The 21,424-nt window shown below is 65.1% G+C and carries 19 protein-coding genes; 11 read left to right on the top strand and 8 right to left on the bottom strand.

All coding sequences use genetic code 11. The features are described from left to right. Positions 1-14 precede the first annotated feature (14 nt). The gene (locus ACU0B3_RS10805) at positions 15-1,817 is read left to right on the top strand and encodes an ABC-F family ATP-binding cassette domain-containing protein (protein WP_446260865.1); all 1,803 of its coding nucleotides are present in this window, start codon (positions 15-17) and stop codon (positions 1,815-1,817) included. Positions 1,818-1,838: 21 nt separating this feature from the next. Here ACU0B3_RS10805 and ACU0B3_RS10800 read toward each other — a convergent pair whose 3' ends face one another. From ACU0B3_RS10800 to ACU0B3_RS10790, 3 genes are all read right to left on the bottom strand, one after another. Beyond that, positions 1,839-2,729: a fructose bisphosphate aldolase gene (locus tag ACU0B3_RS10800; RefSeq protein WP_446260864.1), complete on the bottom strand. Its 891-nt coding sequence runs from the start codon at positions 2,727-2,729 to the stop codon at positions 1,839-1,841. 100 nt (positions 2,730-2,829) lie between these two features. Then, positions 2,830-4,380, bottom strand: coding sequence for a hypothetical protein (locus ACU0B3_RS10795; RefSeq protein ID WP_446260863.1), 1,551 nt, complete (start codon positions 4,378-4,380; stop codon positions 2,830-2,832). Positions 4,381-4,450: 70 nt separating this feature from the next. Then, positions 4,451-5,638, bottom strand: a complete 1,188-nt coding sequence (locus ACU0B3_RS10790; protein WP_446260862.1) for a phosphoglycerate kinase — start codon at positions 5,636-5,638, stop codon at positions 4,451-4,453. A gap of 133 nt (positions 5,639-5,771) precedes the next feature. On the opposite strand from ACU0B3_RS10790, the gene ACU0B3_RS10785 reads away from it, so the two are divergent. The 3 genes from ACU0B3_RS10785 to ACU0B3_RS10775 all read left to right on the top strand — a co-directional run bounded on the left by ACU0B3_RS10785 (position 5,772) and on the right by ACU0B3_RS10775 (position 8,215). Next, on the top strand, positions 5,772-6,281 hold the full coding sequence (locus tag ACU0B3_RS10785; RefSeq protein WP_446260861.1) for a peptidylprolyl isomerase: 510 nt from the start codon (positions 5,772-5,774) through the stop codon (positions 6,279-6,281). Further along, on the top strand, positions 6,271-6,831 hold the full coding sequence (locus ACU0B3_RS10780; RefSeq protein WP_446260860.1) for a peptidylprolyl isomerase: 561 nt from the start codon (positions 6,271-6,273) through the stop codon (positions 6,829-6,831). The genes ACU0B3_RS10785 and ACU0B3_RS10780 overlap by 11 nt, the downstream gene beginning before the upstream one ends. A 418-nt stretch (positions 6,832-7,249) precedes the next feature. Then, positions 7,250-8,215 carry a DUF3179 domain-containing protein gene (locus ACU0B3_RS10775; RefSeq protein WP_446260859.1) on the top strand — a complete coding sequence of 322 codons (966 nt, stop codon included), beginning with the start codon at positions 7,250-7,252 and terminating at the stop codon, positions 8,213-8,215. 31 nt (positions 8,216-8,246) lie between these two features. Here the strand turns inward: ACU0B3_RS10775 and ACU0B3_RS10770 are convergent, their stop codons facing one another. Together ACU0B3_RS10770 and tyrS are read right to left on the bottom strand one after the other, a co-directional pair. Further along, positions 8,247-8,954, bottom strand: coding sequence for a GNAT family N-acetyltransferase (locus ACU0B3_RS10770; protein WP_446260858.1), 708 nt, complete (start codon positions 8,952-8,954; stop codon positions 8,247-8,249). A 194-nt stretch (positions 8,955-9,148) separates the two neighbouring features. Then, a complete protein-coding gene (gene tyrS, locus ACU0B3_RS10765) occupies positions 9,149-10,390 on the bottom strand; it encodes a tyrosine--tRNA ligase (protein WP_446260857.1) in 1,242 nt (413 codons plus the stop codon). 94 nt (positions 10,391-10,484) lie between these two features. Here tyrS and ACU0B3_RS10760 point away from each other — a divergent pair, with 94 nt between their 5' ends. Further along, positions 10,485-11,552, top strand: a complete 1,068-nt coding sequence (locus tag ACU0B3_RS10760) for an anhydro-N-acetylmuramic acid kinase (protein WP_446260992.1) — start codon at positions 10,485-10,487, stop codon at positions 11,550-11,552. Here ACU0B3_RS10760 and ACU0B3_RS10755 read toward each other — a convergent pair. Together ACU0B3_RS10755 and ACU0B3_RS10750 are read right to left on the bottom strand one after the other, a co-directional pair. Beyond that, positions 11,545-12,438, bottom strand: a complete 894-nt coding sequence (locus tag ACU0B3_RS10755; RefSeq protein WP_446260856.1) for a fatty acid desaturase — start codon at positions 12,436-12,438, stop codon at positions 11,545-11,547. The genes ACU0B3_RS10760 and ACU0B3_RS10755 overlap by 8 nt on opposite strands. Further along, complete coding sequence (locus ACU0B3_RS10750) at positions 12,435-12,848, bottom strand: Lrp/AsnC family transcriptional regulator (RefSeq protein ID WP_446260855.1); 414 nt, start codon at positions 12,846-12,848, stop codon at positions 12,435-12,437. Before ACU0B3_RS10750 ends, ACU0B3_RS10755 begins: the two co-directional genes overlap by 4 nt. A 116-nt stretch (positions 12,849-12,964) precedes the next feature. On the opposite strand from ACU0B3_RS10750, the gene rocF reads away from it, so the two are divergent. Next, positions 12,965-13,903 (top strand): arginase, encoded by a 939-nt coding sequence (gene rocF, locus ACU0B3_RS10745; protein WP_446260854.1) that lies wholly within the window; start codon positions 12,965-12,967, stop codon positions 13,901-13,903. Beyond that, entirely contained in the window at positions 13,900-14,961 is a 1,062-nt protein-coding gene (locus tag ACU0B3_RS10740; RefSeq protein ID WP_446260853.1) for an ornithine cyclodeaminase, read from the top strand. The genes rocF and ACU0B3_RS10740 overlap by 4 nt, the downstream gene beginning before the upstream one ends. A gap of 6 nt (positions 14,962-14,967) precedes the next feature. Here ACU0B3_RS10740 and ACU0B3_RS10735 read toward each other — a convergent pair whose 3' ends face one another. Beyond that, complete coding sequence (locus tag ACU0B3_RS10735) at positions 14,968-16,734, bottom strand: serine protease (RefSeq protein ID WP_446260852.1); 1,767 nt, start codon at positions 16,732-16,734, stop codon at positions 14,968-14,970. A 224-nt stretch (positions 16,735-16,958) separates the two neighbouring features. On the opposite strand from ACU0B3_RS10735, the gene ACU0B3_RS10730 reads away from it, so the two are divergent. Genes ACU0B3_RS10730 through glyS form a run of 4 tightly spaced genes read left to right on the top strand, consistent with a single transcriptional unit; the run spans position 16,959 to position 21,373 of the window. After that, a complete protein-coding gene (locus ACU0B3_RS10730; protein ID WP_446260851.1) occupies positions 16,959-17,906 on the top strand; it encodes a glycine--tRNA ligase subunit alpha in 948 nt (315 codons plus the stop codon). A 4-nt stretch (positions 17,907-17,910) separates the two neighbouring features. Beyond that, a complete protein-coding gene (locus tag ACU0B3_RS10725) occupies positions 17,911-18,801 on the top strand; it encodes an FkbM family methyltransferase (protein ID WP_446260850.1) in 891 nt (296 codons plus the stop codon). Then, positions 18,798-19,319, top strand: a complete 522-nt coding sequence (locus tag ACU0B3_RS10720) for a DUF6446 family protein (RefSeq protein WP_446260849.1) — start codon at positions 18,798-18,800, stop codon at positions 19,317-19,319. Before ACU0B3_RS10725 ends, ACU0B3_RS10720 begins: the two co-directional genes overlap by 4 nt. Further along, on the top strand, positions 19,319-21,373 hold the full coding sequence (gene glyS, locus ACU0B3_RS10715) for a glycine--tRNA ligase subunit beta (RefSeq protein ID WP_446260848.1): 2,055 nt from the start codon (positions 19,319-19,321) through the stop codon (positions 21,371-21,373). The genes ACU0B3_RS10720 and glyS overlap by 1 nt, the downstream gene beginning before the upstream one ends. The last annotated feature ends 51 nt before the right edge of the window (positions 21,374-21,424 follow it).

The following is a 21,424-nucleotide window of genomic DNA, read 5'->3' as shown; positions in this document are numbered from 1 at the left end:
GCTAGCTCCGCAGCATGGCCGCACCTTTGCTTCAGCTCAACGATATGTCGCTCACCTTTGGCGGGGAGCCTGTGTTCGACGGCGTCTCACTGGTGGTGCATCGCCACGAGCGGATCGCGCTGGTGGGGCGCAACGGGTCAGGAAAATCCACTCTTCTCAAGGTCATGGCGGGCCTTGTTGAAGCGGACACCGGGCTGCGTGTCGTGCCGCCCGGCATCAGCGTCGGCTACATGGAGCAGGACCCCTCGATGGAGGGGTTTGCAACGCTGGGCGATTTTGCCTCGGCCGGTCTCGACCCGGGCGAGCTCTACAAGGTGGAGCGCGCCGGTGAAGGGCTCGCGTTCGATCCTGCGCGCCCCGTTGAGACGGCCAGCGGCGGCGAACGGCGGCGGGCGGCGCTTGCGCGCCTGCTCGCGGACACGCCTGATCTGATGCTGCTCGACGAGCCGACCAACCACCTTGATATCCAAGCTATTCAGTGGCTTGAAGGCGAGCTTTCATCCACTGCATCAAGTTTTGTGCTGATCTCGCACGACCGGGCGTTTCTGACGGCGCTCACGCGGGTCTCGCATTGGATCGACCGCGGCGTTGTGCGGCGGCAGGACAAGGGCTTTGCCGCCTTCGAGGCGTGGCGGGACAAGGTCTGGGCCGACGAGGACATGGCACGCCACAAGATGGACCGGCTGATCAAATCCGAGGGACGCTGGGCGGTCGAGGGGATCAGCGCGCGGCGCAAGCGCAACATGGGCCGCGTGCGCGCGCTGCAGGATCTCAGGGCCGAACGCGCCGCGATGATCCGGCGGCAGGGCACTGCGGCGATGGCGCTGGATGCGGGGCCAAAGTCGGGCAAGCGGGTGATCGAGGCGGACAAGATCACCAAGAGCTTTGGCGATCGGACGATCCTCAAGCCCTTCTCGATCCGCGTGCAGCGCGGGGACTGTGTGGCCTTCGTCGGACCCAACGGCGCGGGAAAAACCACGCTGATCAAGATATTGACGGGTGATCTTGAACCAGACGAGGGCCAGGTGAAACTCGGCACGAACCTCGAGATCGCCGTCTTTGACCAGGCCCGTGCGCAGCTCGACCCGGAGGCAACGCTCTGGGATACGCTGGCGGGCGACCGCGAGATCGGCGTGTCCGGCAAAGCCGATCAGGTGATGGTGCGCGGCACGCCGAAACACGTGGTGGGTTACCTCAAGGAGTTTCTCTTTGACGAGCGGCAAGCCCGGGCGCCGGTGCGTTCGCTGTCTGGGGGTGAAAAGGCGCGGCTCCTGCTGGCCAAGCTGATGGCACGCGAATCCAACCTCTTGGTGCTGGACGAGCCGACCAACGATCTCGACGTCGAAACGCTGGACTTGTTGCAGGACCTGCTGGGCCAATACGATGGCACCGTTCTGCTGGTCAGCCACGACCGGGATTTCATCGACCGCGTGGCGACCTCGACGGTGGTGATGGACGGTCACGGTGGCGCGATCGCATATGCCGGCGGGTGGTCGGATATGCTGAGCCAGCGCGGGGACGAAAAGCCGGAAAAGGTCGCGAAACCAAAGGCCAAGGAAAAGAAGCTCACGCAGAGCACGAAGGTCGAGACGGGGCTTACGTTCACCGAAAAGCACCGGCTCGAAGAATTGCCTGCAGAGATCGAGCGGCTGGAAGCGGAGATCGGCAAGCTCGAAGAGCTGCTGTCGGACGCGGAGCTTTTTACGCGCGAGCCGGTCAAGTTCAAGAAAGCCACCGAGGCGCTGAGCCTGAGGCAGGAAAAGCTGTCGGCGTCTGAGGAGGAATGGCTGACGCTCGAGGAAAAAGCGTCAGCCTGACAGGTGTTTACTTGCCGTACTTCAGGTGATCGAAGCCTGGTAGGTCGCGTCGATGGTTTCGGCCAGCGTCGCGTCGAATTCGGCGTCGGATTGCTGCGCAGAGAGCCCTTGGGTCAACGCGCGGGAGAAGCTGGCGATCATGCCGGCGTTTTTGGTCAGGCGGGCGTTGGCCTCCTCGCGGGCGTAGCCACCGGAGAGGGCCACGACGCGCATCACTTGAGGATGGTCGATCAACTCTTTGTAGTGATTGGCATTTTCAGGCAGCGTCAGTTTGAGCATGATGCGCTGGTCGTTCGGCAGGGTCTCGAGCGAGCGCAGAATCGACGCTTTGAGCATGTCTTCGGCCTCTGCCTTGTCCGCGATTGAGATGGTCACTTCGGGCTCGAGGATCGGCACCAGACCGTGTGAGAGGATTTGCTGACCGATTTCAAATTGTTGCGCGACGTTCTTGTCGATCATGCCGGCATGGGCGGCGCTTACGACGGAGCGCATCTTGGTGCCGAAGACGCCGTGCGAGACAGCGCGTTTGCAGACGTCGTCGAGGGTGGGCATCGGCTTCATCAGCTGTACGCCGTCCACCGCGTCTTCGAGGCCCTTGTCGACCTTGAGGAACGGGACCACGCCGCGCTTTTCCCAAAGGTATTGCGCGGACGGCGTGCCGTCGATTTCGCGGTCCATGGTCATCTCGAAGAGAATCGCGCCCATGACCTTGTCGCCGGTGAAGGCGGGGGATTTCACGATCCGGGCGCGCATGGCGTGGATCAGGTCGAACATTTCGGCTTCGGAGCTGTAGGCGTCTTCGTCGATGCCGTAGAGTTTGAGCGCCTTGGGCGTCGAGCCGCCCGATTGGTCGAGTGCGGCGATGAAGCCCTGTCCGAATTCGGCCTGTTTGGCCATGTCTGCTTGCGACATGTGTCCTGTCCTTTGCTCGTTTTGCGCCCCTGGGAAGTGCCTAGGCCATGGCGGCCCGGGCATTCAATGTTGATTGCGCTAACGCGCGCAGATCGTGGGCCTAGCGCTGCTTTGCTGCACCAAGGGCGGAGCCGAGGGCGTTGGACGTCCAGAGGTCGAGCGCGGTGTTTTCGGCGCGCGCGCGGAAGGCTGGCCAGGCCGGATCGCGTCCGAACCGGTCATAGAGGCTCCGCATCAGCGCGCCGCCGGTGCTGTCATGCGCGGCATTGAGGACAAGCGCGTAGACAAGCGCAAGCTCGTAGCTGCGGTCGGCGCCGAGGCCGGTGTGGTGTGCCAGCGCCATGTCGCGCAGCTGGGCGAGGCTTTCGGGGACCACGGGGGTGCCGCTGCCGCCCTGCTGGACGAGGATCGCGTCGAGCGCCAGCCCCGATTCCAGCCGGTCGAGCACGCCCACCGCGGCGGTCGAGCCCTGGGCTGCCGCATGGCGGGCAAAGGTCAGCGCCGAATTCGGGTCCTGGGTGATCCAGGCGTTTGCTAGGTCCGCGACGATGCCGGGCGCGGCCGTCGGGTCACGCCGCAAGAGCTCGACGGTGGTTTCGGTGGCCCGCGCGAGGTTGCGCGGCACCCCGAGGCCGCTGAGCAGCGCGCGCGCCAGGCCGGCGAGTTGCCCGTCCGAGAGCTGCGAGAGATCGCTGCTGACCACTTGCGCGAGCACGTTCTGGCTGACGAGCCGGATCGCCGGGATCGGCTCGGTCGTCAAAAGCGGGTGGTACGCCTCGATCATGTCGAGGGGCGACTGCTCGATCTCCTCGAAGTCGACGAACGTCGGGTCGGGCGGGGAAAGCGTGAGCGAGAGGCTTGTGTCGCCATTGAGGAACGCGGTGAGCGCGGTCTCCATCGAGGCGAGCGCGGCGGTCTCCGCCTCGGTCAGCGGCTCGGGCCCGGCATTGGTGAGCGCGTTGCGCGCCTCGCCCACGATCGCAGGCACTGCGGCGGGGGTTGTGAACATCGGCGGCAGGAAGCCCTTGGCGATCTCCCAGGCGCCGAAATCCGTCACGCGCAGGTCCGCCTTGGTCAGAAAGAGCACCGGGTTCGGATCATCGTCGAGCCCCTCGAGCGCGGCGTAGTCAAAGGTCGCGTTCATGTCGACCTGGGCCAGCGCGTCATTGGTGAGGGTTGCAGACATCTGCAGGCCGGCGCTGGGAATGTCGTAGTCGAGCGTGATGAGCGCGTGCTGGAAATCCAGCGTTTCGAAGCCAAGCTCGGTCAGCGTGTCGCTGATGTCGGGTGGCAGGCAGGTGCCCAGCATCGACACGCCGAGCGCGTTGACGTTGAGGCTGAGGGTCGCGAGGTCGGTCCAGGGCGCGGTGGTGACCGAGACCTGGTCGACCGCAAAATCGCAGTCCTGCCCGTGGTCGGGGAAGGCGAACCCTTCGATCCCGGTGAGCGAGATCGCGCGGCCAAAGTCGCGCGAGGAGATCGCGTCAAAGGTGATGTCGATCTCGGACCTGAGGGCCACGATCCCGGACTGAATCAGCCGGTGGATCAGCGCGTCCGGCGAGAGAAGCTCGCTCCAGGTCGGCGCCTGAGCGGCGGCCAGCGAGGGGACCAGCGCGGTCGTGCAAAGGGCGAGGACGGGCAAACGGGGCATGGCGAAATCCTGTGTTGGTCAATGCCATGAGCCTAGGCCGTGCTCCCCGTATGCCGCAAGCGTTAACGCCTTATCCGAGGGCGGCGACGCCGGGCAGGGTCTTGCCCTCCATCCATTCGAGGAACGCGCCCCCGGCGGTCGAGATGTAGGTGAAGTGCTCCGCCGCGCCCGCCTGGTTGAGGGCGGCCACGGTGTCCCCTCCGCCCGCGACGGAGATGAGGTCCCCGGCGGCGGTTTTCTCGGCGGCGTAGGCGGCGGCGGCGTTGGTGGCCGCATCGAACGGCGTGAGTTCGAAGGCCCCCAGCGGTCCGTTCCAGATCAGCGTCGCGGAGCGGTCGATCACCTGTTTGATATGCGCCACGGCGTCCGGGCCAGCGTCGAGGATCATCGCATCCGCCGGGCAATCCTCGGCCGTGACGACCTCGTGCGGGGCGTTTGCCGCAAATTCGCGCGCCACCACCACGTCACGCGGCAGCAGCAGCTCGCACCCGGTGGAGGCGGCCTTGGCGGCGATCTCCTTGGCGGTGTCCGTCATGTCGTGCTCGGCGAGCGATTTGCCCACATCGAGGCCCTGGGCCGCGAGGAAGGTGTTGGCCATCCCGCCCCCGATCACCAGCGCGTCGACCTTTTCGACGAGGTTGCCGAGGAGGTCGAGCTTGGTCGAGACTTTGGCGCCGCCTACCACCGCCATCACCGGGCGTTTCGGCGTGCCGAGTGCCGCTTCGAGCGCGGTCAACTCCGCCTCCATCAACTTGCCCGCGCAGTTTGGCAAAAGACGCGCGAGCGCCTCGGTCGAGGCATGGGCGCGGTGCGCGGCGGAGAAGGCGTCGTTGCAGTAGATGTCGCCCAGCTTGGCCATCTCGGCGGCAAGGTCTGCGTCGTTCTTTTCCTCGCCGGCGTGAAAGCGCGTGTTTTCGCAGAGGAGCACCTGGCCGGAGGAGAGCGCGCCCACGGCGGCTTCGGCGGAAGGGCCGCGGCAATCGGCGACAAAGACGACGCCTGTGCCGAAGGCGTCCTCAAGCGCGGGCACCAGGGGCTGCAAGGACATCTCCGGCACCACCTTCCCCTTGGGACGGCCAAAGTGGGCGAGGAGAATCGGCGTGCCGCCTGCCGCGAGGATGTGCTTTACCGTTGGCACGATCCGGTCGATGCGCGTGATGTCGGTGACCCGGCCATCCTCGACCGGCACGTTGATATCGACGCGGGTGAGCACCCGTTTGCCGCCAAGCTCGAGGTCAGTCAGAGGGGTCCAGGCCATGTCGCGTCTCCTTGTCCGTTGCCTTGCGTTGCACCCGATCCCCGCCAAAAGGTCAACCAAGCCGCACGCTTCTCCCCTTTTGATCCGGGGCCAGACGCGCTACCTCGCAACCCAGACAAACGAGGAGGGCCCGATGGCCGATTATGACGATCCCGAGAACACCATCCTGATGGAGCTGAAAGGCGGCACCGTGGTCATCAAGCTCTTGCCCGACGTGGCGCCCGGTCACTGCGACCGGATGAAGGAGCTGGCACGCGAGGGGCAGTACGACAACGTCGCGTTTCACCGGGTGATCGACGGGTTCATGGCGCAGACCGGCGACGTGCAGCACGGTGACATGGAAGACGGGTTCAACATCCGCATGGCAGGCACTGGCGGCTCTGACAAGCCGAACCTCAAGCAGGAATTCTCCAAGGTCCCGCACGCGCGCGGATCGCTCGGCGCGGCACGCTCGCAAAACCCTGACAGCGCGAACTCGCAGTTCTTCATCAACTTCAAGGACAACGATTTCCTGAACGGGCAATACACGGTCTACGGCCAAGTGATTTCTGGGATGGAGCATGTGGACGCGATCACCCGTGGCGAGCCGCCCGCGCAGCCCGACCGCATGATCTCGGTGAAGGTGGCTGCTGATGTTGCGTAACGTATTGACGGCTCTCTGCACGCTGGCGGCAGGCCCTGCCTTGGCTGGTGGTATTTCGATCACCGTGGCGGACGGCGAGGGCGCTGAGAAAGGCGTTATCCAGATCGATCTGCTCGAGGACGTCGCGCCCCAGCACGCCGAACGCATCAGCTCCTTGGCGGCGGCCGGTGAATACGACAACGTCGTCTTTCACCGCGTGATCGACGGGTTCATGGCGCAGACCGGCGACGTGGAGTTCGGAGAGGCCGGCGGCAACACCCGCATGGCGGGCCGGGGCGGCTCGGACATGCCGGACCTTCCGGCCGAATTCTCGGATGTCCCCTATGACCGCGGCATCGTCGGCATGGCCCGCGCGCAATCGCCGAACAGCGCGAACTCGCAGTTCTTCATCATGTTCGACGAGGGGTATTTCCTCAACGGTCAATACACCGTGGTTGGCCGGGTGACCGAAGGCATGGACGTCGTCGACGCCATCAAGCGCGGCACGGGCCCGAACGGGGCCGTGGTCGGCGCGCCCGATCAGATGCTGTCGGTGACGGTGACGGAGTAGTTCTTTCCGTTGAAGTCTGAGAAACGCGGGCCGCCAAAGCCCGCGTTTTTCTTTTTCCAAGTGCGGAATCAAGGCCAAAGGCCGCCGCACATCGCCGGGCCGCCCGTCGCACCAAAGGTGCGCCATTTGTAGATGGCACGCCTACGGCGTGACGGCACGGCGATATGTTGAAGTAAGCGCGTCGCTCAAAGCCCTCTCGGATCTGGCAACCATAAAGGTGCTTAGAACGCCTGTTGGATCGCCGCACCGCGGCCCGACGATGTGCGGCTGACGTTCTCCATACTTGAGTGGCGCTAGACTTTTGGCCCTCGCTTTTTCTTTCGCCCATGCGCGGCTGACGCGCTTTCACTTTCCCGTGGCAGGGGATGATCGGCGGTCAAAGACCTGCCATGCTCTGCGCAAATCTGGAGGAAAACCGATGCGCAAGCTCTTGACCGCTGCAGCGATTACCTTGGCCCTTGCCAGCCCCGCCGCCACCGATCCGAATTTCTGGAAGCACGAGTGGCCGGACACGGACTTCTCTCAGACCAGCGTCGAAAACTGGGTCGAGATCCTTTCGGGCGGACCTCCCAAGGACGGCATCCCGGCGCTTTCGGACCCGGCCTTTATCAAAGTCGCGGAGGAGACGCGCATCGGTGCCCGCGAGCCGGTCATCACGGTCGAGATCGAGGGCGCCACGCCGCGGGCCTACCCGGTGCGGTATCTCACGTGGCATGAGATCGTGAATGACACGGTGGGCGGCGTGCCGGTGGCGGTCACGTTCTGCCCGCTGTGCAATTCCGGCATCACCTTTGACCGGCGCGTGGCGGGGCAAGTGCTGACCTTTGGCGTCTCGGGCAAGCTGCGCAACTCGGACATGGTGATGTACGACCGCGAGACGCAAAGCTGGTGGCAGCAGGCGCTCGGCACCGGGATTGTGGGCGAGATGACGGGGCAGGAGCTGACGGCGCTGCCGACCTGGATGGAGAGTTTTGCCGAGTTCTCCGCGCGCAATCCGCAAGGGCTGATCATGGACGCGCCAAACTACAATCGCGACTACGGGCGCAATCCCTATAGGGGCTACGACAGCTCGCACCGCCCGTTCCTCTATTCCGGCGAACTGCCACCCCACGACATTCCCGCGCTCGAGCGGGTGGTGCGGGTCGGCGACAGGGCCTGGCCGCTCACCCGGTTCGGAGACGTGACCGAGATCACCGAGGCCGGCATAACGCTCAGCTGGGCGCCGGGGCAGGCGTCGGCGCTCGACACGGGCAGGATCAACGAGGGACGCGACGTCGGCACCATCCGCGTGCGCGATGGCGCGGGACGCGATCTGCCGCATGACGTGATGTTCGCCTTTGCCTTCCACGCCTTTTGGCCGAACGGCACATGGATGCTGGATTGATCGCTAGAGACTGTGCTGTAGAAACTGACCGCTAGAGACTGCGTGCAAACCAGCGCCAGTCCGGGCGCAACGTGTCCACGCCGGTCGGTGCAAAGCCGGCCTTGAGCAGCACGCCTTGCGAGGCCGGGTTGCCGTTATGCACCTTGGCCGTGAGCTGGCTCAGCCCCCGCGCACGCAGCGCTTCGCAATACTGCCGCACCCCGCTCGACGCGTAGCCCTTGCCCCATGCCTCTGGCGCGATCCAGTAGGACACCTCGGCGCTGCCTGCGCCGTCCGAGAACTCTGCGCGAACCTGTCCAACCGCCGCACCGTCCGCCTCGATCGCCTGCACATGGTGATGCGCCGCCGAATTGGCGAGCGCGATCAGGGCATGCGCGCTGGCAAGGTCGATCGGTCCGGGGAAAGGGTCCGGCATATACGTCCAGAGCGCCGCATCACTCAGCGCGCGCGCATAGACTTCCGCGTCATCGTCGGTCCAGTCGCGCAAGGTCACCTGCGCGGTGGAGCGTTGAAAGGCGTGGCTCAGCGCAAAATCGTCCGCGCACTCGGCCAGCACCCAGCCGATCTGCATCGGGTCGAACGCCAGTGGCAGGTTCTGTTCGCGGCAAAACGCGATCTCGTTCGGACGCAGAAGACCGGAACTGCGCGGCAATTGCCGCAAGGCGTCCAGATGCGGGTTCACCTCCGCCTCCGTGGCACCTGCGTAAAAGGCCGTTTCCGCACGTTCGAACTTGGTCACCTGAGACCTCCACCACTGCCAATCAAACCCGCCGCTCTACGTCGGCTGCGTCATAGATTAAGGCTTAATGCTGCCGTATCTAGCATAAAGTCGTGGCCAAGTTGCCGCAGACAACGGAAAACTGCGACATGCTGCCGCGATTTTCCGCCTCTCGCGGGAAACACTCTGTTTCGCACAACCTTAGGGTCAGCACCTCAGGTGAGCCTCACCAGCGCGTGCCTCTTTTTGCCCGCGCTGAGCTTGATCGGCGACGACAAAGCGCCCGCGTCCAGCATCAGCCCCGCATCGGTCAAAGGCGCATCATCGAGCCGCGCGCCGTTCTCGGCGATGAGGCGCTTGGCCTCCTTCCCGGACTTGGCGAGGCCGGATTTCACCAGCGCCTGCACGATCGAAAGTGGCAGCTCGTCGAGCGTCACCTCGAGCGTCGGAAGATCGTCCCCGGTGCCGCCTTTCTCGAAGACCTCGCGCGCCGTCGCCTCCGCCGCCTCTGCCGCCGCCCGGCCATGCAGAAGCGCGGTGACTTCGTTCGCGAGCACGATCTTGGCCCCGTTGATCTCCGCCCCGCCCAAAGCGCCGAGCCGAACGCACTCGTCCACCGCCAGCTCGGTATAGAGCTTGAGGAAGCGCCCCACATCGGCGTCCGTCGTGTTGCGCCAGAACTGCCAGAACTCATAAGGCGAGAGCATATCCGCGTTGAGCCAAACCGCGCCCGATTGCGACTTGCCCATCTTCTTCCCATCTGAGGTGGTCAAAAGAGGCGAGGTCAGCCCGTAAATCTCGGCATCACAGACGCGCCGCGTCAGGTCGATCCCGTTCACGATGTTCCCCCACTGGTCCGAGCCGCCCATCTGGAGGAGACACCCGTACCGCCGGTTCAGCTCGAGGAAGTCGTAGGCCTGCAGGATCATGTAGTTGAACTCGAGAAAGCTGAGGCTTTGCTCCCGGTCCAGCCGCGACTTGACGCTCTCGAACGACAGCATGCGGTTCACCGAGAAGTGCCGCCCGATGTCGCGCAGGAACTCGAGGTAGTTGAGACCGTCCAGCCATTCGGCGTTGTTGATCATCAGCGCAGCGTTCTCGCCCTCGTAATCCACGTAGGCGGCGAACACCTTTTTGATCCCGGCGATGTTGGCGTCGATCATCTCGGGCGTCAGCAGAGGACGCTCATCGGCGCGGAACGACGGGTCCCCTACCTTGGTCGTCCCGCCACCCATCAGCGTGATCGGACGCCCGCCGGTCTTTTGCAGCCAGCGCAGCATCATGATCTGGATGAGGGAGCCCACGTGCAGCGATTTCGCCGTCGCGTCGAACCCGATATACCCGGTCAACCCGCCCTTCAGCGCGGCCTCGTCCAGCGCCTGATAATCGGTGCAATCGGCAAGAAAGCCGCGCTCCATCATCACGGTCAGAAAGTCGGATTTCGGGTGGTACGTCATGGCTTGCCCCTGGCTGAGGCGTTCAGTCTATAAGGGGGGCCGGGACGGAGGAAAAGCCGTGAAAAAGTCAGGTGTGATCCGCGCGCTGGGCGCCATGTCGGGCACGTCGCTCGACGGGGTCGACGCTGCCGTGGTGGAGACCGACGGCCACCGCATCCACGCCTTTGGTCCGTCCCGCTACCGCGCCTACACATTGGACGAGCAGGCCAGCCTGCGCGCCGCCCTGGGCAAGTGGCAGGACGACGAGCTGGGCGGCGCGCCGCGCGTTCTGGAGCGCGCGCACCTGGAGGTTTTGCAGGGCTTTGACGCAGAACTCATCGGCTTTCATGGCCAGACCCTCGCGCACGAGCCGGGCGGACGCGGCACGCACCAGATGGGTGACGGGCAGGCCTTGGCCGATGCTCTGGGCGTGCCGGTGGTCTGGGATTTTCGCAGCGCGGACGTGGGGTTGGGCGGGCAGGGCGCGCCCCTTGCGCCCTTCTTCCACTTCGCCTGCGCCAAGTGGATCGGTGCAATGGAGCCGCTCGCATTTCTGAACCTGGGCGGGGTTGGCAACCTCACCTGGATCGATCCCTCCAAAGACGCGCCTGAGGCCGAGGGCGCACTCCTCGCCTTCGATACCGGACCCGCCAATGCTCCAATCAACGATCTGATGATGGCGCGGAAGGGGCTTGCCTACGACAAGGACGGTGTGCTCGCGGCCAAAGGGAGGGTCGAGGAGGGGGCGCTCGAGCTCTTTCTCGACGATCCCTTCTTTCCCAAACGTCCGCCCAAATCGCTCGACCGGGACAGCTTTGCCACGATGCTCGGCCTCGTGCGCGAGCTGGGCGATGCCGACGCCGCTGCCACGATGACCGGCATGGTCGCGGCCTCGGTCATGCAGGGGGTGCAGCACTGTCCGTCGCCGCCGTCCCGCGTGCTGGTCACGGGCGGTGGGCGGCGCAATCCCGTGATGATGGAGATGATCTCCGCCGCGCTCGATTGCCCTGTCCAGCCGGTCGAAGACGTGGGCCTCGACGGTGATATGCTGGAGGCGCAGGCGTTTGCCTATCTCGCCGTACGTGTGGCGCGGAGACTGCCGACGTCCTGTCCTTCCACGACCGGCGTGCCGGCGGCGGTTGGGGGCGGGACGCTCAGCCAGCCATCTTCACCCATCACATGAGCTTGGCCGTGTAATCCTTTGTAAAGACACTGTATCCGTTAGACGTGGTCACCAGGGGTGGCGCCATGTGGCGGTGCAGTTCGGGCAGGTGATGGAATGGCACGGAGGGCGCCGAGTGATGCTCGATGTGATACGGCATGTTCCAGGCCACCCACAGCACGACCCTGGTCGTGAAGGTCGTCCGCGTGTTCTCCAGCATGTTGGCGACCGGAGGGCAGCGCCCGTGTTCAGCCAGCAGATAAAGACGCAGGAAGGGTTGCCCCAGCATCAGCGGGATCAGCCACAGCCAAAAGAGGGCGCTCGTCCAGAAAAAGCTCGCGAAGAGAACGAGATAAAGCGCGATGTTGATTCTCGCTTCGCGCTTGATCCGGGGCAAAACACGCTCCGGCAGGTAAGGCGCCGGCCGCGGTGCAATGGCCATTTGAACAAGACCGCGCAACGCCGCCCACCACGTCGGAAGGCCCGAGACGTGCCAGAGGTAGGTGCGCCAGGTCTCCGGCTCGGCGCCTTCGGTGAGCTCGGGATCATGTGCCGGGTCGTTGGTGTGACGGTGGTGGGCGAGATGGAAGTAGCGGAACCACGTGAACGGCTGAAAGATCATAAAGCCTGCCGCGTGCCCTGCCCAGCGGTTGAGCCATGGCGTGGCAAAGGGGGTCTCGTGCGTGCATTCGTGCTGCAGCGTGAAGAGGAAGACGAGCAGGATCCCGTGTAAGATCAGTGCGATGGGCCACAAAGCTAATCCAAGTGCAATCCACCTTCCGGTCAGCAGGAGTGCGCCCAAATGGCCCGCCAGATGCCAGAGGCCGCGCGCATCTGAGCGGGTCTGAAGGCGCGCGCGCAGCTCGGCAGGCAAAGCCTTGAGGACCTCTGTGTGGGTCACGCTCATACCCGCGCCAGCAGCAGGCTGGTTTCGGAATTGGTCACGCCCGGGATTTCCCGGATGCGGCGGAGGACGGCGTCGATGGTCGCGAGGTCGGGGGAGGCGATCTGCGCCACGAGATCCCAGGCGCCATTGGTCGAATGCAGCTCTTCGATGTCGCCGATCGCCTTGAGCGCGCGGATCACCGAGCGCGACAAAGCGCCGTTGAGCGCGATGGTCACGATGGCGCGCACCTGCTCCTCGGTCACGGCGGTGTCGATGGTAAAGCGCTGGATCGTGCCCGTCTCCTGCAGGCGCGTGAGGCGCTGACGCACGGTGTTGCGCGACGCGCCTGTTTCCGCGGCCAGCTCGGTCAGGGAGAGGCGGGCGTCGCGTTTGAGCAAGGTCAGGAGGTGACGGTCGATATCGCTGAGCATTATGATCTGATTGGTGTGCGTTTTGCGGTCAGTCTTTCCCTTTTGCGCCATTTCGGCAAGTTCTGCTGTGCGGTTTGTCCTGCCATGTCGTTCGGAAACCAACGGAAAGGTAAGACATGCAGGCGACGATTATCGGGGCTCCGGTGCAATCCGGGGCGGGACAGCTTGGGTGCCTCATGGGGCCGGACGCGCTGCGCACGGCGGGGCTTGTGGCTGCGCTCGAAGGGCAGGGCGTGCAGGTCACCGATCGGGGCAATTTGACGGTAAAACCGGGTGCAGAGGTGATGCACGCAAATGCCGCGCTCAAGAACCTCCAGCATACGGCGGACTGGATCGGGACGATCCGGGCGGAGGCGGACCGCGTGATGAAGGATGAAGGCGTGCCGATCTTTATCGGGGGCGATCATTCGCTGGCGGCGGCGACTTTGCCGGCGGCGGCGACACGCGCGGCGGAGGCGGGTAAGCCGCTCTTCGTGCTGTGGCTCGACGCGCACCCGGACATCAACACGCTCGAAAGCACGGTGAGTGGCAATCTGCACGGCACGCCAATGGCTTACGCGCTCAAGCTTGCGCAATTTCCGATCTTTCCGGGCGTGCCGCATGCCGTGAAAGGTGATCAGGTCACGATGCTCGGCCTGCGCTCGGTCGATCCGCCTGAGGCCGAGGCGATCCGGGTGGCGGGCATTGACGCGCATGATATGCGGGCGATCGACGAGCACGGGATCGCGGCGCCCCTGCGCGCTTTTCTCGACCGGGTGGAGGCTGCGGACGGGCATCTGCACGTGAGCTTTGATGTGGACTTTCTCGATCCGACGATTGCGCCAGCCGTGGGCACAACGGTCCCGGGCGGGGCGACCTTTCGCGAGGCGCATCTGATCATGGAGATGGTGCACGATTCGGGCCGTCTGATCTCGCTCGATCTCGTCGAGCTGAACCCGTTTCTCGATGACCGCGGGCGTACGGCGCTCTTGATGACCGATCTGGTGGCGAGTCTCTTTGGCCGCACCGTTCTTGACCGCCCGAACCGGACCTTTGCCGGGAGGCTTTCCGCATGAGCTTGCACACAACCAAAATCGCCCCATCGCCGATGGCCTTTGTGCCATTTGTGAGCGTCGATCACATGATGCAGCTGGTGCACCGGATTGGGGTGCGCCCGATGCTGCGCGGGTTGGCGGAGTACATCGAAGAAGACTTCAAACGCTGGGCGCTCTTCGACAAGGTGCCGCGCGTGGCCTCGCATTCGCAGGCCGGTGTGATCGAGTTGATGCCGACCTCGGATGGGGAGGTCTATGGCTTCAAATACGTGAACGGGCATCCGGCGAACACCAAAGGTGGGTTGCAGACGGTTACGGCCTTCGGGCTTTTGTCGAACGTGGCGACGGGGTACCCGGCGCTCTTGTCCGAGATGACGCTGCTGACGGCTTTGCGCACGGCGGCGACCTCGGCGATGGTCGCCAGGGCGCTTGCGCCCGAGACGGACACGATGGCGGTGATCGGCAATGGCGCGCAATCGGAGTTTCAGTCGCTGGCGATGGCGGAGCTTTGTGGGATCAAGAAGCTGAGGCTCTACGATATTGACCGGGCGGCGTCGGAGAAGCTGGCGCGCAATCTGTCGGAGACAGGGCTCGAGGTCACGATCTGCGCCGCGCCGGAGGAGGCGGTCGAGGGGGCGGGCATCCTGACGACCTGCACGGCGGACAAGCAATACGCGACGATCCTGACGGACAACATGGTCGGCGCGGGCGTGCATGTGAACGCGATCGGCGGGGATTGCCCGGGCAAGACCGAGCTGCACCCGGATATTCTCGAGCGCGGCGATGTGTTCGTGGAATACACGCCCCAGACGCGGATCGAGGGGGAGATCCAGCAGAAGGCGGACGATTTTCCGGTGACCGAGATGTGGGAAGTGCTGGCAGGCGCGCGTCCTGGGCGGACCTCGGCGCGGCAGATCACGATCTTTGACGGGGTCGGGTTCGCGGTCGAGGACTTCTCGGCGCTGCGCTACGTGCGGGATCAGCTGGAGGGCACGGGGCTCGGGCTGCCGCTGGACATGCTCGCGGACCCGGACGATCCGCGAGACCTGTTCGGGATGCTCATGCGCGCCAAGGCGTAAGAGGGATCAGTCCCAGCAGCTGACCAGCACCACCATATCGCGGGCGAGAGCGGTCATGTCGACCGGGTCCATGGACTGCTCGGCCACGGTAAAGCCCGGATCGACGCCGGCCTGATCCAGCACGGCGCGCAGGCTTTCGGCGCTGGCCGCGAACTGGGTGCCGGGGGGCAGGACGCGGCCGCTTTGCGCCGGTTGCGGGGTGAGCATGCCGACCACCGCGCCGCCACCGTCGAGCACCGGGCCGCCGATGTCTCCCGTTTGCGGGGTCACCGTGAGGCGGCGCACGGCGTCGCTGCCGTCAAGGCCGCGCAGCTCGGAGAGCTCGCCAAAGGTCAGCGTGGGCGCGCCGAGGCGGCCTTCGAAGGAGTAGCCGGCCACCGCGATTTCCGAGCGCAGGCGCGGCGCGTCACCGCGGAAGGCCGCGCTGACGGGGGGCACCACGGCGCCCTGGGCGCGCAGGACGGCCACGCCGGAGGCGGCGTCGGAGGCGATCACGTCGGCCTCGAATTCGGTGTTCAGCGTGATGCGTGTGCAGGATGCGACCCCGTCGGCGGACGTCAGGACGGTGCCGTTCCGCCCGACCCAGAAGCCCGAGCGCGACAGTTTCGGCATGCGCAGCTTGAGGCCAGAGACGAGGTCGAGCGCTTGCTCTTCGGTGCTGCTGTCGCTGCGGCGCAGGGTGGCGCCGGGCAGGGCGCGGAAGGAGGCTTGCATCTCGCCCAGCACGCGGGTGCGGCGCTCCTCGTCGCCGGCGGGCCAGATCAGGGCAAAGCCCTTGACCTCACCGCGCTCGAGCCGCGCCTCAACGTGGGTCGCGATGCGGGCGTTTGTGCCGGTCAGGGTAAAGCTCGACCGCCGCTTTTCGCGGGTGCCGTCGAGCGGCACGATCTCGAGCGTTTCCATGATATCGTAAAGCCCGTGCAGCGTCGCCTGATCGCCCGGCTGAGAGATCAGCAGCACGCGCGCGGGCAGCTCGCTGGTTGGGGCGTATTGCGCGAACGGGAACTCGTATTGCGCGAAGTCGACCACGCCGGTCGGCAGCTGCATCTCGATGCCCGCGCGGGTGTCCGTGACCACTTGCAGGCCCATGCCGTCGAGCACGGCGTTGTACTGGCGCAGCAGCTCGGCCCGCTGGCGGGTCGTCAGCACGCCGGTCGGCTCGAAATTGTTGTCCACCTGAAAGGCTTGCATTGCGCCGCGTGTGCCGCGTCCAAAGGCGCCGTCGATCGCGGCGGTGTAAAAGCCCGCCCATCTCAGCGCGATTTGCAACTCTTCGCGCTCGGCCCGGGTCAAACGGCTTTCCGAGGCGCGCGCCTCGCGCACGGTCTCGTCTGGCACCTCGGTGGGTTCAGGTTCCGGGGCAGGCGCTTGCGCGGGTGTTTCGGGCGCAGGCGTTGGCGTGCCGCCGGGTGCGACAACGCCGGTGCTGGCCAGCTGGTTCACGCCTTCCGGCCAGAACTGCAGGCGGAAGGCGCTCGAAAACGCGATGAAGCTGTCGCGCGGGATTTGTCCCTGCACGCGATACTGGCGCAGCAGCTGGTCCGCGGCATCCCGCTCGTAAGGCCCCAGCGCGATGCCGTACCAGCCGCCCCCCAGCGCAAAGCCGTTCACATCCGGCAGGTTCTGCGCATAGACTTGCAGGCGGTCCTGCGCGAGGGAGAGGCTCGGCTGCGCTTCGATCTGGATCCACGCGCGCCCGTCGCGCGACTGCGCCGCCGCCATCTGCGCCATCACGCACAGCGCCACCAGCGCCGCGATCACCCGCTTGAACATGCCTGTCATCCTATGCCTGCTGGACCCGCAATACGCCCGGGCCTTGTCTATCATTACGTCTGCTGCGTCCTTATGCCCGGCAGTCTACCAAACGTCAGCCCGTGCGCACGCATTTTCTGTGCAAAACCCCGCTGGATTTGAGGCAAAGCGCCCCGTTGACCCTGCTGAGGGAGGGCCGTATTCACCCGCCGAGCCAGCCGCCACCGCACAAGGATGCCCCGCTGATGGACGTGACCGCCCCGCGCAGCTTTCAGGAGATCATCCTGCGCCTGCAGACCTACTGGGCCGCCAAGGGCTGCGCGGTGCTGCAACCCTACGACATGGAGGTCGGCGCGGGCACCTTTCACCCGGCCACGACCCTGCGCTCGCTGGGGGGGAAGGCGTGGGCTGCCGCCTACGTGCAACCCTCGCGCCGTCCCACGGATGGGCGCTATGGCGAAAACCCGAACCGGCTGCAGCATTATTACCAGTACCAGGTGCTGATCAAACCCTCGCCGCCGGACCTGCAGGACCTCTACCTGGGCTCCCTGAGGGCGATCGGGATCGACTTTGACCTGCACGACATCCGGTTCGTCGAGGACGATTGGGAGAGCCCGACGCTCGGCGCCTGGGGGCTGGGTTGGGAGGTCTGGTGCGACGGGATGGAGGTCTCGCAATTCACCTATTTCCAACAGGTCGGTGGTCACGATTGCAAACCCGTCTCGGGCGAGCTGACCTACGGGCTCGAGCGGCTGGCGATGTACGTGCTCGGCGTCGATCACGTCATGGACATGCCGTTTAACGATCCCTCCGCGCCGATCCCGCTGACATACGGCGACGTCTTTCGCCAGACGGAGCAGGAGTACAGCCGCTGGAATTTCGACACCGCCGACACCTCCGTGCTGCTGCGCCATTTCGAGGAGGCCGAGGCGCACTGTGCCCACATCCTCGCCCAGCCGGTAGACGACCCCAAGACCGGCAAGCGCATCATCATGGCGCACCCGGCCTACGACCAGTGCATCAAGGCGTCCCACATCTTTAACCTGCTCGACGCGCGCGGCGTGATCTCGGTGACCGAGCGGCAGGCCTACATTGGCCGTGTGCGCGCGCTGGCCAAGATGTGCGCGGACGCCTTCGTGCAAACGGATGCCGCGCAAGACACGGCCCAAGACAATGCCGAGACGGCGGCCTGACCCCATGGCGCTGCGCCGATCCCTGGCCCTTGCGGTACGCCGCACGCAGGACCGGCTGAAACGCCCGTCCGGGATCATCACGCGCAACTACATGGACGTCTTTCGGGACTTGCCCCCGGCGGAGGCTGTGGCCGAGGTCAACCGCACCCTTCACGCCCGCGGCCGCACGCAGCAACGCTATGTCTACGAGCCGGACACCGGCCTCTACCGCTGCGAGGACGCCGGACGCACCCACGTCTTTTCCGAGATGACATGGCTCCGCACGCTCTCCGCAGGACTTGAAGAGCGCGCCGCAAAGCTTTGGAACGCCTACCTTTTGCAACACATCCCGTTTGCTGCCGGCGATCACGTGGTCGAGGTTGGCGCAAATGTCGGCGACGTGGCACTGACGCTCCAGGTCAAAGGCTGCAAGGTCAACCTCACCTGCTTTGAGCCCGCTCCGCGCGAGTTCGCCGCCCTCAGCCGGAACCTCGCCGCGGCCTCTGACCTCGCCGCCGCCCGCGCGCACCAGATGGCGCTCTGGCATTCGGACAGCGAGGGCATGACGTTCTACCTCAAGTCGGGCACCGCCGACAGCTCGCTCCTGCCGATGGAGGCGTATGATGACACGGTCACCGTGCCCTCCGCCCGGCTCGACAGCGTCCTCGAACGCCGGCCATACCGCCTCTTGAAACTCGAGGCCGAAGGCGCCGAGCCCGAAATCCTCGAAGGTGCCGATGGCGTGCTCGATTGCTTTCAGTACATCACCGCCGACGTCGGGTTCGAACGCGGCATGCGCCAGGAGAGCACCCTGCCAGAGGTCGCCAACCACCTGATCGCGCGCGGCTGGCAGGCGCGCGTCTTTGGCAAAGGGCGCCACGTGCTGCTCTTTGAAAACCCGGGATGGACGCCATGATGGGACGTGTGATCGTGGTCGGCATGGTGCTGATCGCCTTGGTCGCGGGCGCCGCGATGTACTATCTGCAGGTCTACGGGTTCTACGAGGAGATCGACTCCGCGGACCGTGACCCGGTGCTGCTGACGACGCTTTCGGGTGAGACGCAAACGCTGAATGTCACACAATTCCAGGCGATTGACGCGGAAAGTTCACCTATCCGCTACCGCGCTTGTTTTACCACCGACGCGCGCCCGGGTGCACTTGCTGAGACCTTTGAGACCCTCCCGCGCACCTTTCCCCGCACCGCGCCGCCGTGGTTCGAGTGCTTTGACGCCGAGGCGCTGGGCGCCGCGCTGAGCGCTGGCACGGCGCAAGCCTTCATGGGTGTGCAGAACCTCGAGTTCGGTATCGACCGCATCGTCGCCGTGACCGAGGACGGACGCGGCTACATCTGGCACGACATCAACGACTGCGGCGACAAGGCGTATGACGGCACGCCGCTCGGCGACGATTGCCCTGAAAGAGAGACGAACTGATGCCCGATCTGCTGATCGAACTCTTCTCCGAGGAAATTCCTGCGCGCATGCAGGGCAAGGCGGCGGAGGACCTCAAGCGTTTGATCACAAACGGTTTGGTCGAGGCCGGCTTGACTTACGCGAGCGCCGCGAGTTTTTCCACGCCGCGCCGTCTGTGCCTGACCGTCGAGGGGTTGCTCGATGCCTCGCCCACCGTGCGCGAGGAGCGCCGCGGCCCGCGTGTTGACGCGCCGGAAAAAGCAATTGAGGGGTTCCTGCGCGGCGCCGGCGTCAGCCGCGATGCCCTCGCGGAACGGGAAGAAAAGAAGGGCACCTTCTTCTTTGCCACCATCGAAAAGCCGGGCCGCCCCGCCGCCGACATCGTTGCAGAAGTCCTTGAAAACGCCATCCGCACCTTCCCCTGGCCCAAGTCCATGCGCTGGGGATCGGGGAGCCTCCGCTGGGTCCGGCCACTGCAGCGCATCCTCTGCGTCCTGACGGACGAGGCAGGCGCATCCGTCGTCCCGCTCGAGGTGGAGGGCATTCGCTCAAGCGACGTCACCGAAGGCCACCGCTTCATGGCACCGAGCGCGTTTTCTGTAACGTCCTTCGAGGATTACAGCGCAAAGCTAAAGCGCTTTAAAGTGGTCCTGTCCGCCGAGGAACGGATGGAGACGATCCGCGCCGACGCCGCCAACCAAGCCTTCGCGCTGGGTCTGGACGTTGTCGAGGATTCCGGCCTCTTGCGCGAGGTCGCGGGTCTGGTCGAGTGGCCGGTCGTGCTGAAGGGCGCGATCGACGACGCCTTTCTCGAGCTGCCGGCAGAAGTGCTACAAACCTCGATGAAGGAGCACCAAAAGTTCTTCTCCGTGCGGGACAAGGCGGGGAAGATCGTGCGTTTTGTGACCGTCGCCAACCGCGAAACGGCGGACGACGGTGCGACGATCCTCGCCGGCAATCAAAAGGTCCTCTCGGCCCGGCTCGCGGATGCCAAGTTCTTTTGGGAGAACGACCTGCGTGTGGCCAAAGACGACATGAACGTCTGGCTGCAATCCCTTGAAAACGTGACGTTCCATCGCAGGATCGGCAGCCAAGCCGAGCGTATCGCCCGGATCACGGCTCTCGCGCGCGAACTTGCGCCTGTCGTGGGCGCTGATCCCGACCTCGCCGCGCGCGCGGCGGAGCTGGCCAAGGCCGACCTCAGCTCCGAGATGGTCTATGAATTCCCGGAACTTCAAGGGGTTATGGGTGGATATTACTGTGCCGCCGCAGGTGAAGATGCCGCGGTGGCCGAGGCGTGCGCTGCGCATTACCAACCCCTTGGCCCTTCGGACGCGGTCCCGACGGGGCCGGTCAGCCAGGCGGTGGCGCTCGCGGACAAGCTGGACCTGCTGACCTCGATGTGGGCGATTGGCGAAAAGCCGACCGGCTCGGGCGACCCATTTGCCCTTCGCCGCGCGGCGCTTGGGGTCATTCGGATTGTGCTCGAGACGGGGGCAACACTGCCGGTTGCCACCTTCATCCAGAACATGAAGACAAACGCGGATGTTGCTGATCTTGTGTCGTTCTTCCACGATCGGCTCAAGGTCTACCTCCGCGATCAGGGGCTGCGGCACGATGTGATCGACGCCTGCATTGCGATGCCCGGTTCGGACGATCTGGCGCTGCTCGTGAAGCGGGCGGAGGCGCTGGCCGAGACGCTCAAGACCGACGATGGTGAGAACCTCGTGCAGGGTTTCAAGCGGGCCAATAACATCCTGAGCCAAGCCGAGGCCAAGGACGGCGTGGCTTACGAATACGGTGCGGATGTGAAATACGCCGAAGCGGCTGAGGAGAAGGCGCTGTTTGCCGCTCTCGATGCGCAGGGGCCAAAGGTCGCGGCGGCGATGCAGGCGCAGGACTTTACCATGGCCATGGCCGAGATGGCCGCGCTGCGCGGGCCGATTGACGCGTTTTTCGAGGCGGTGCAGGTCAACGCAGAGGCGGACATTACGCGAAGAAACCGCCTCAACCTCTTGGGCGACATACGCAAACTCTGTTCCGGTGTGGTCGATCTCACGCGCATCGAAGGCTGACATCTGAAAGGCTTGCCTGACAAGTCCACCTGTCTATGCTGCGGCTGCGAA

This window comes from Pseudaestuariivita sp. (genome assembly GCF_052825805.1).
This window is presented reverse-complemented; position numbering and strand designations above follow the sequence as displayed.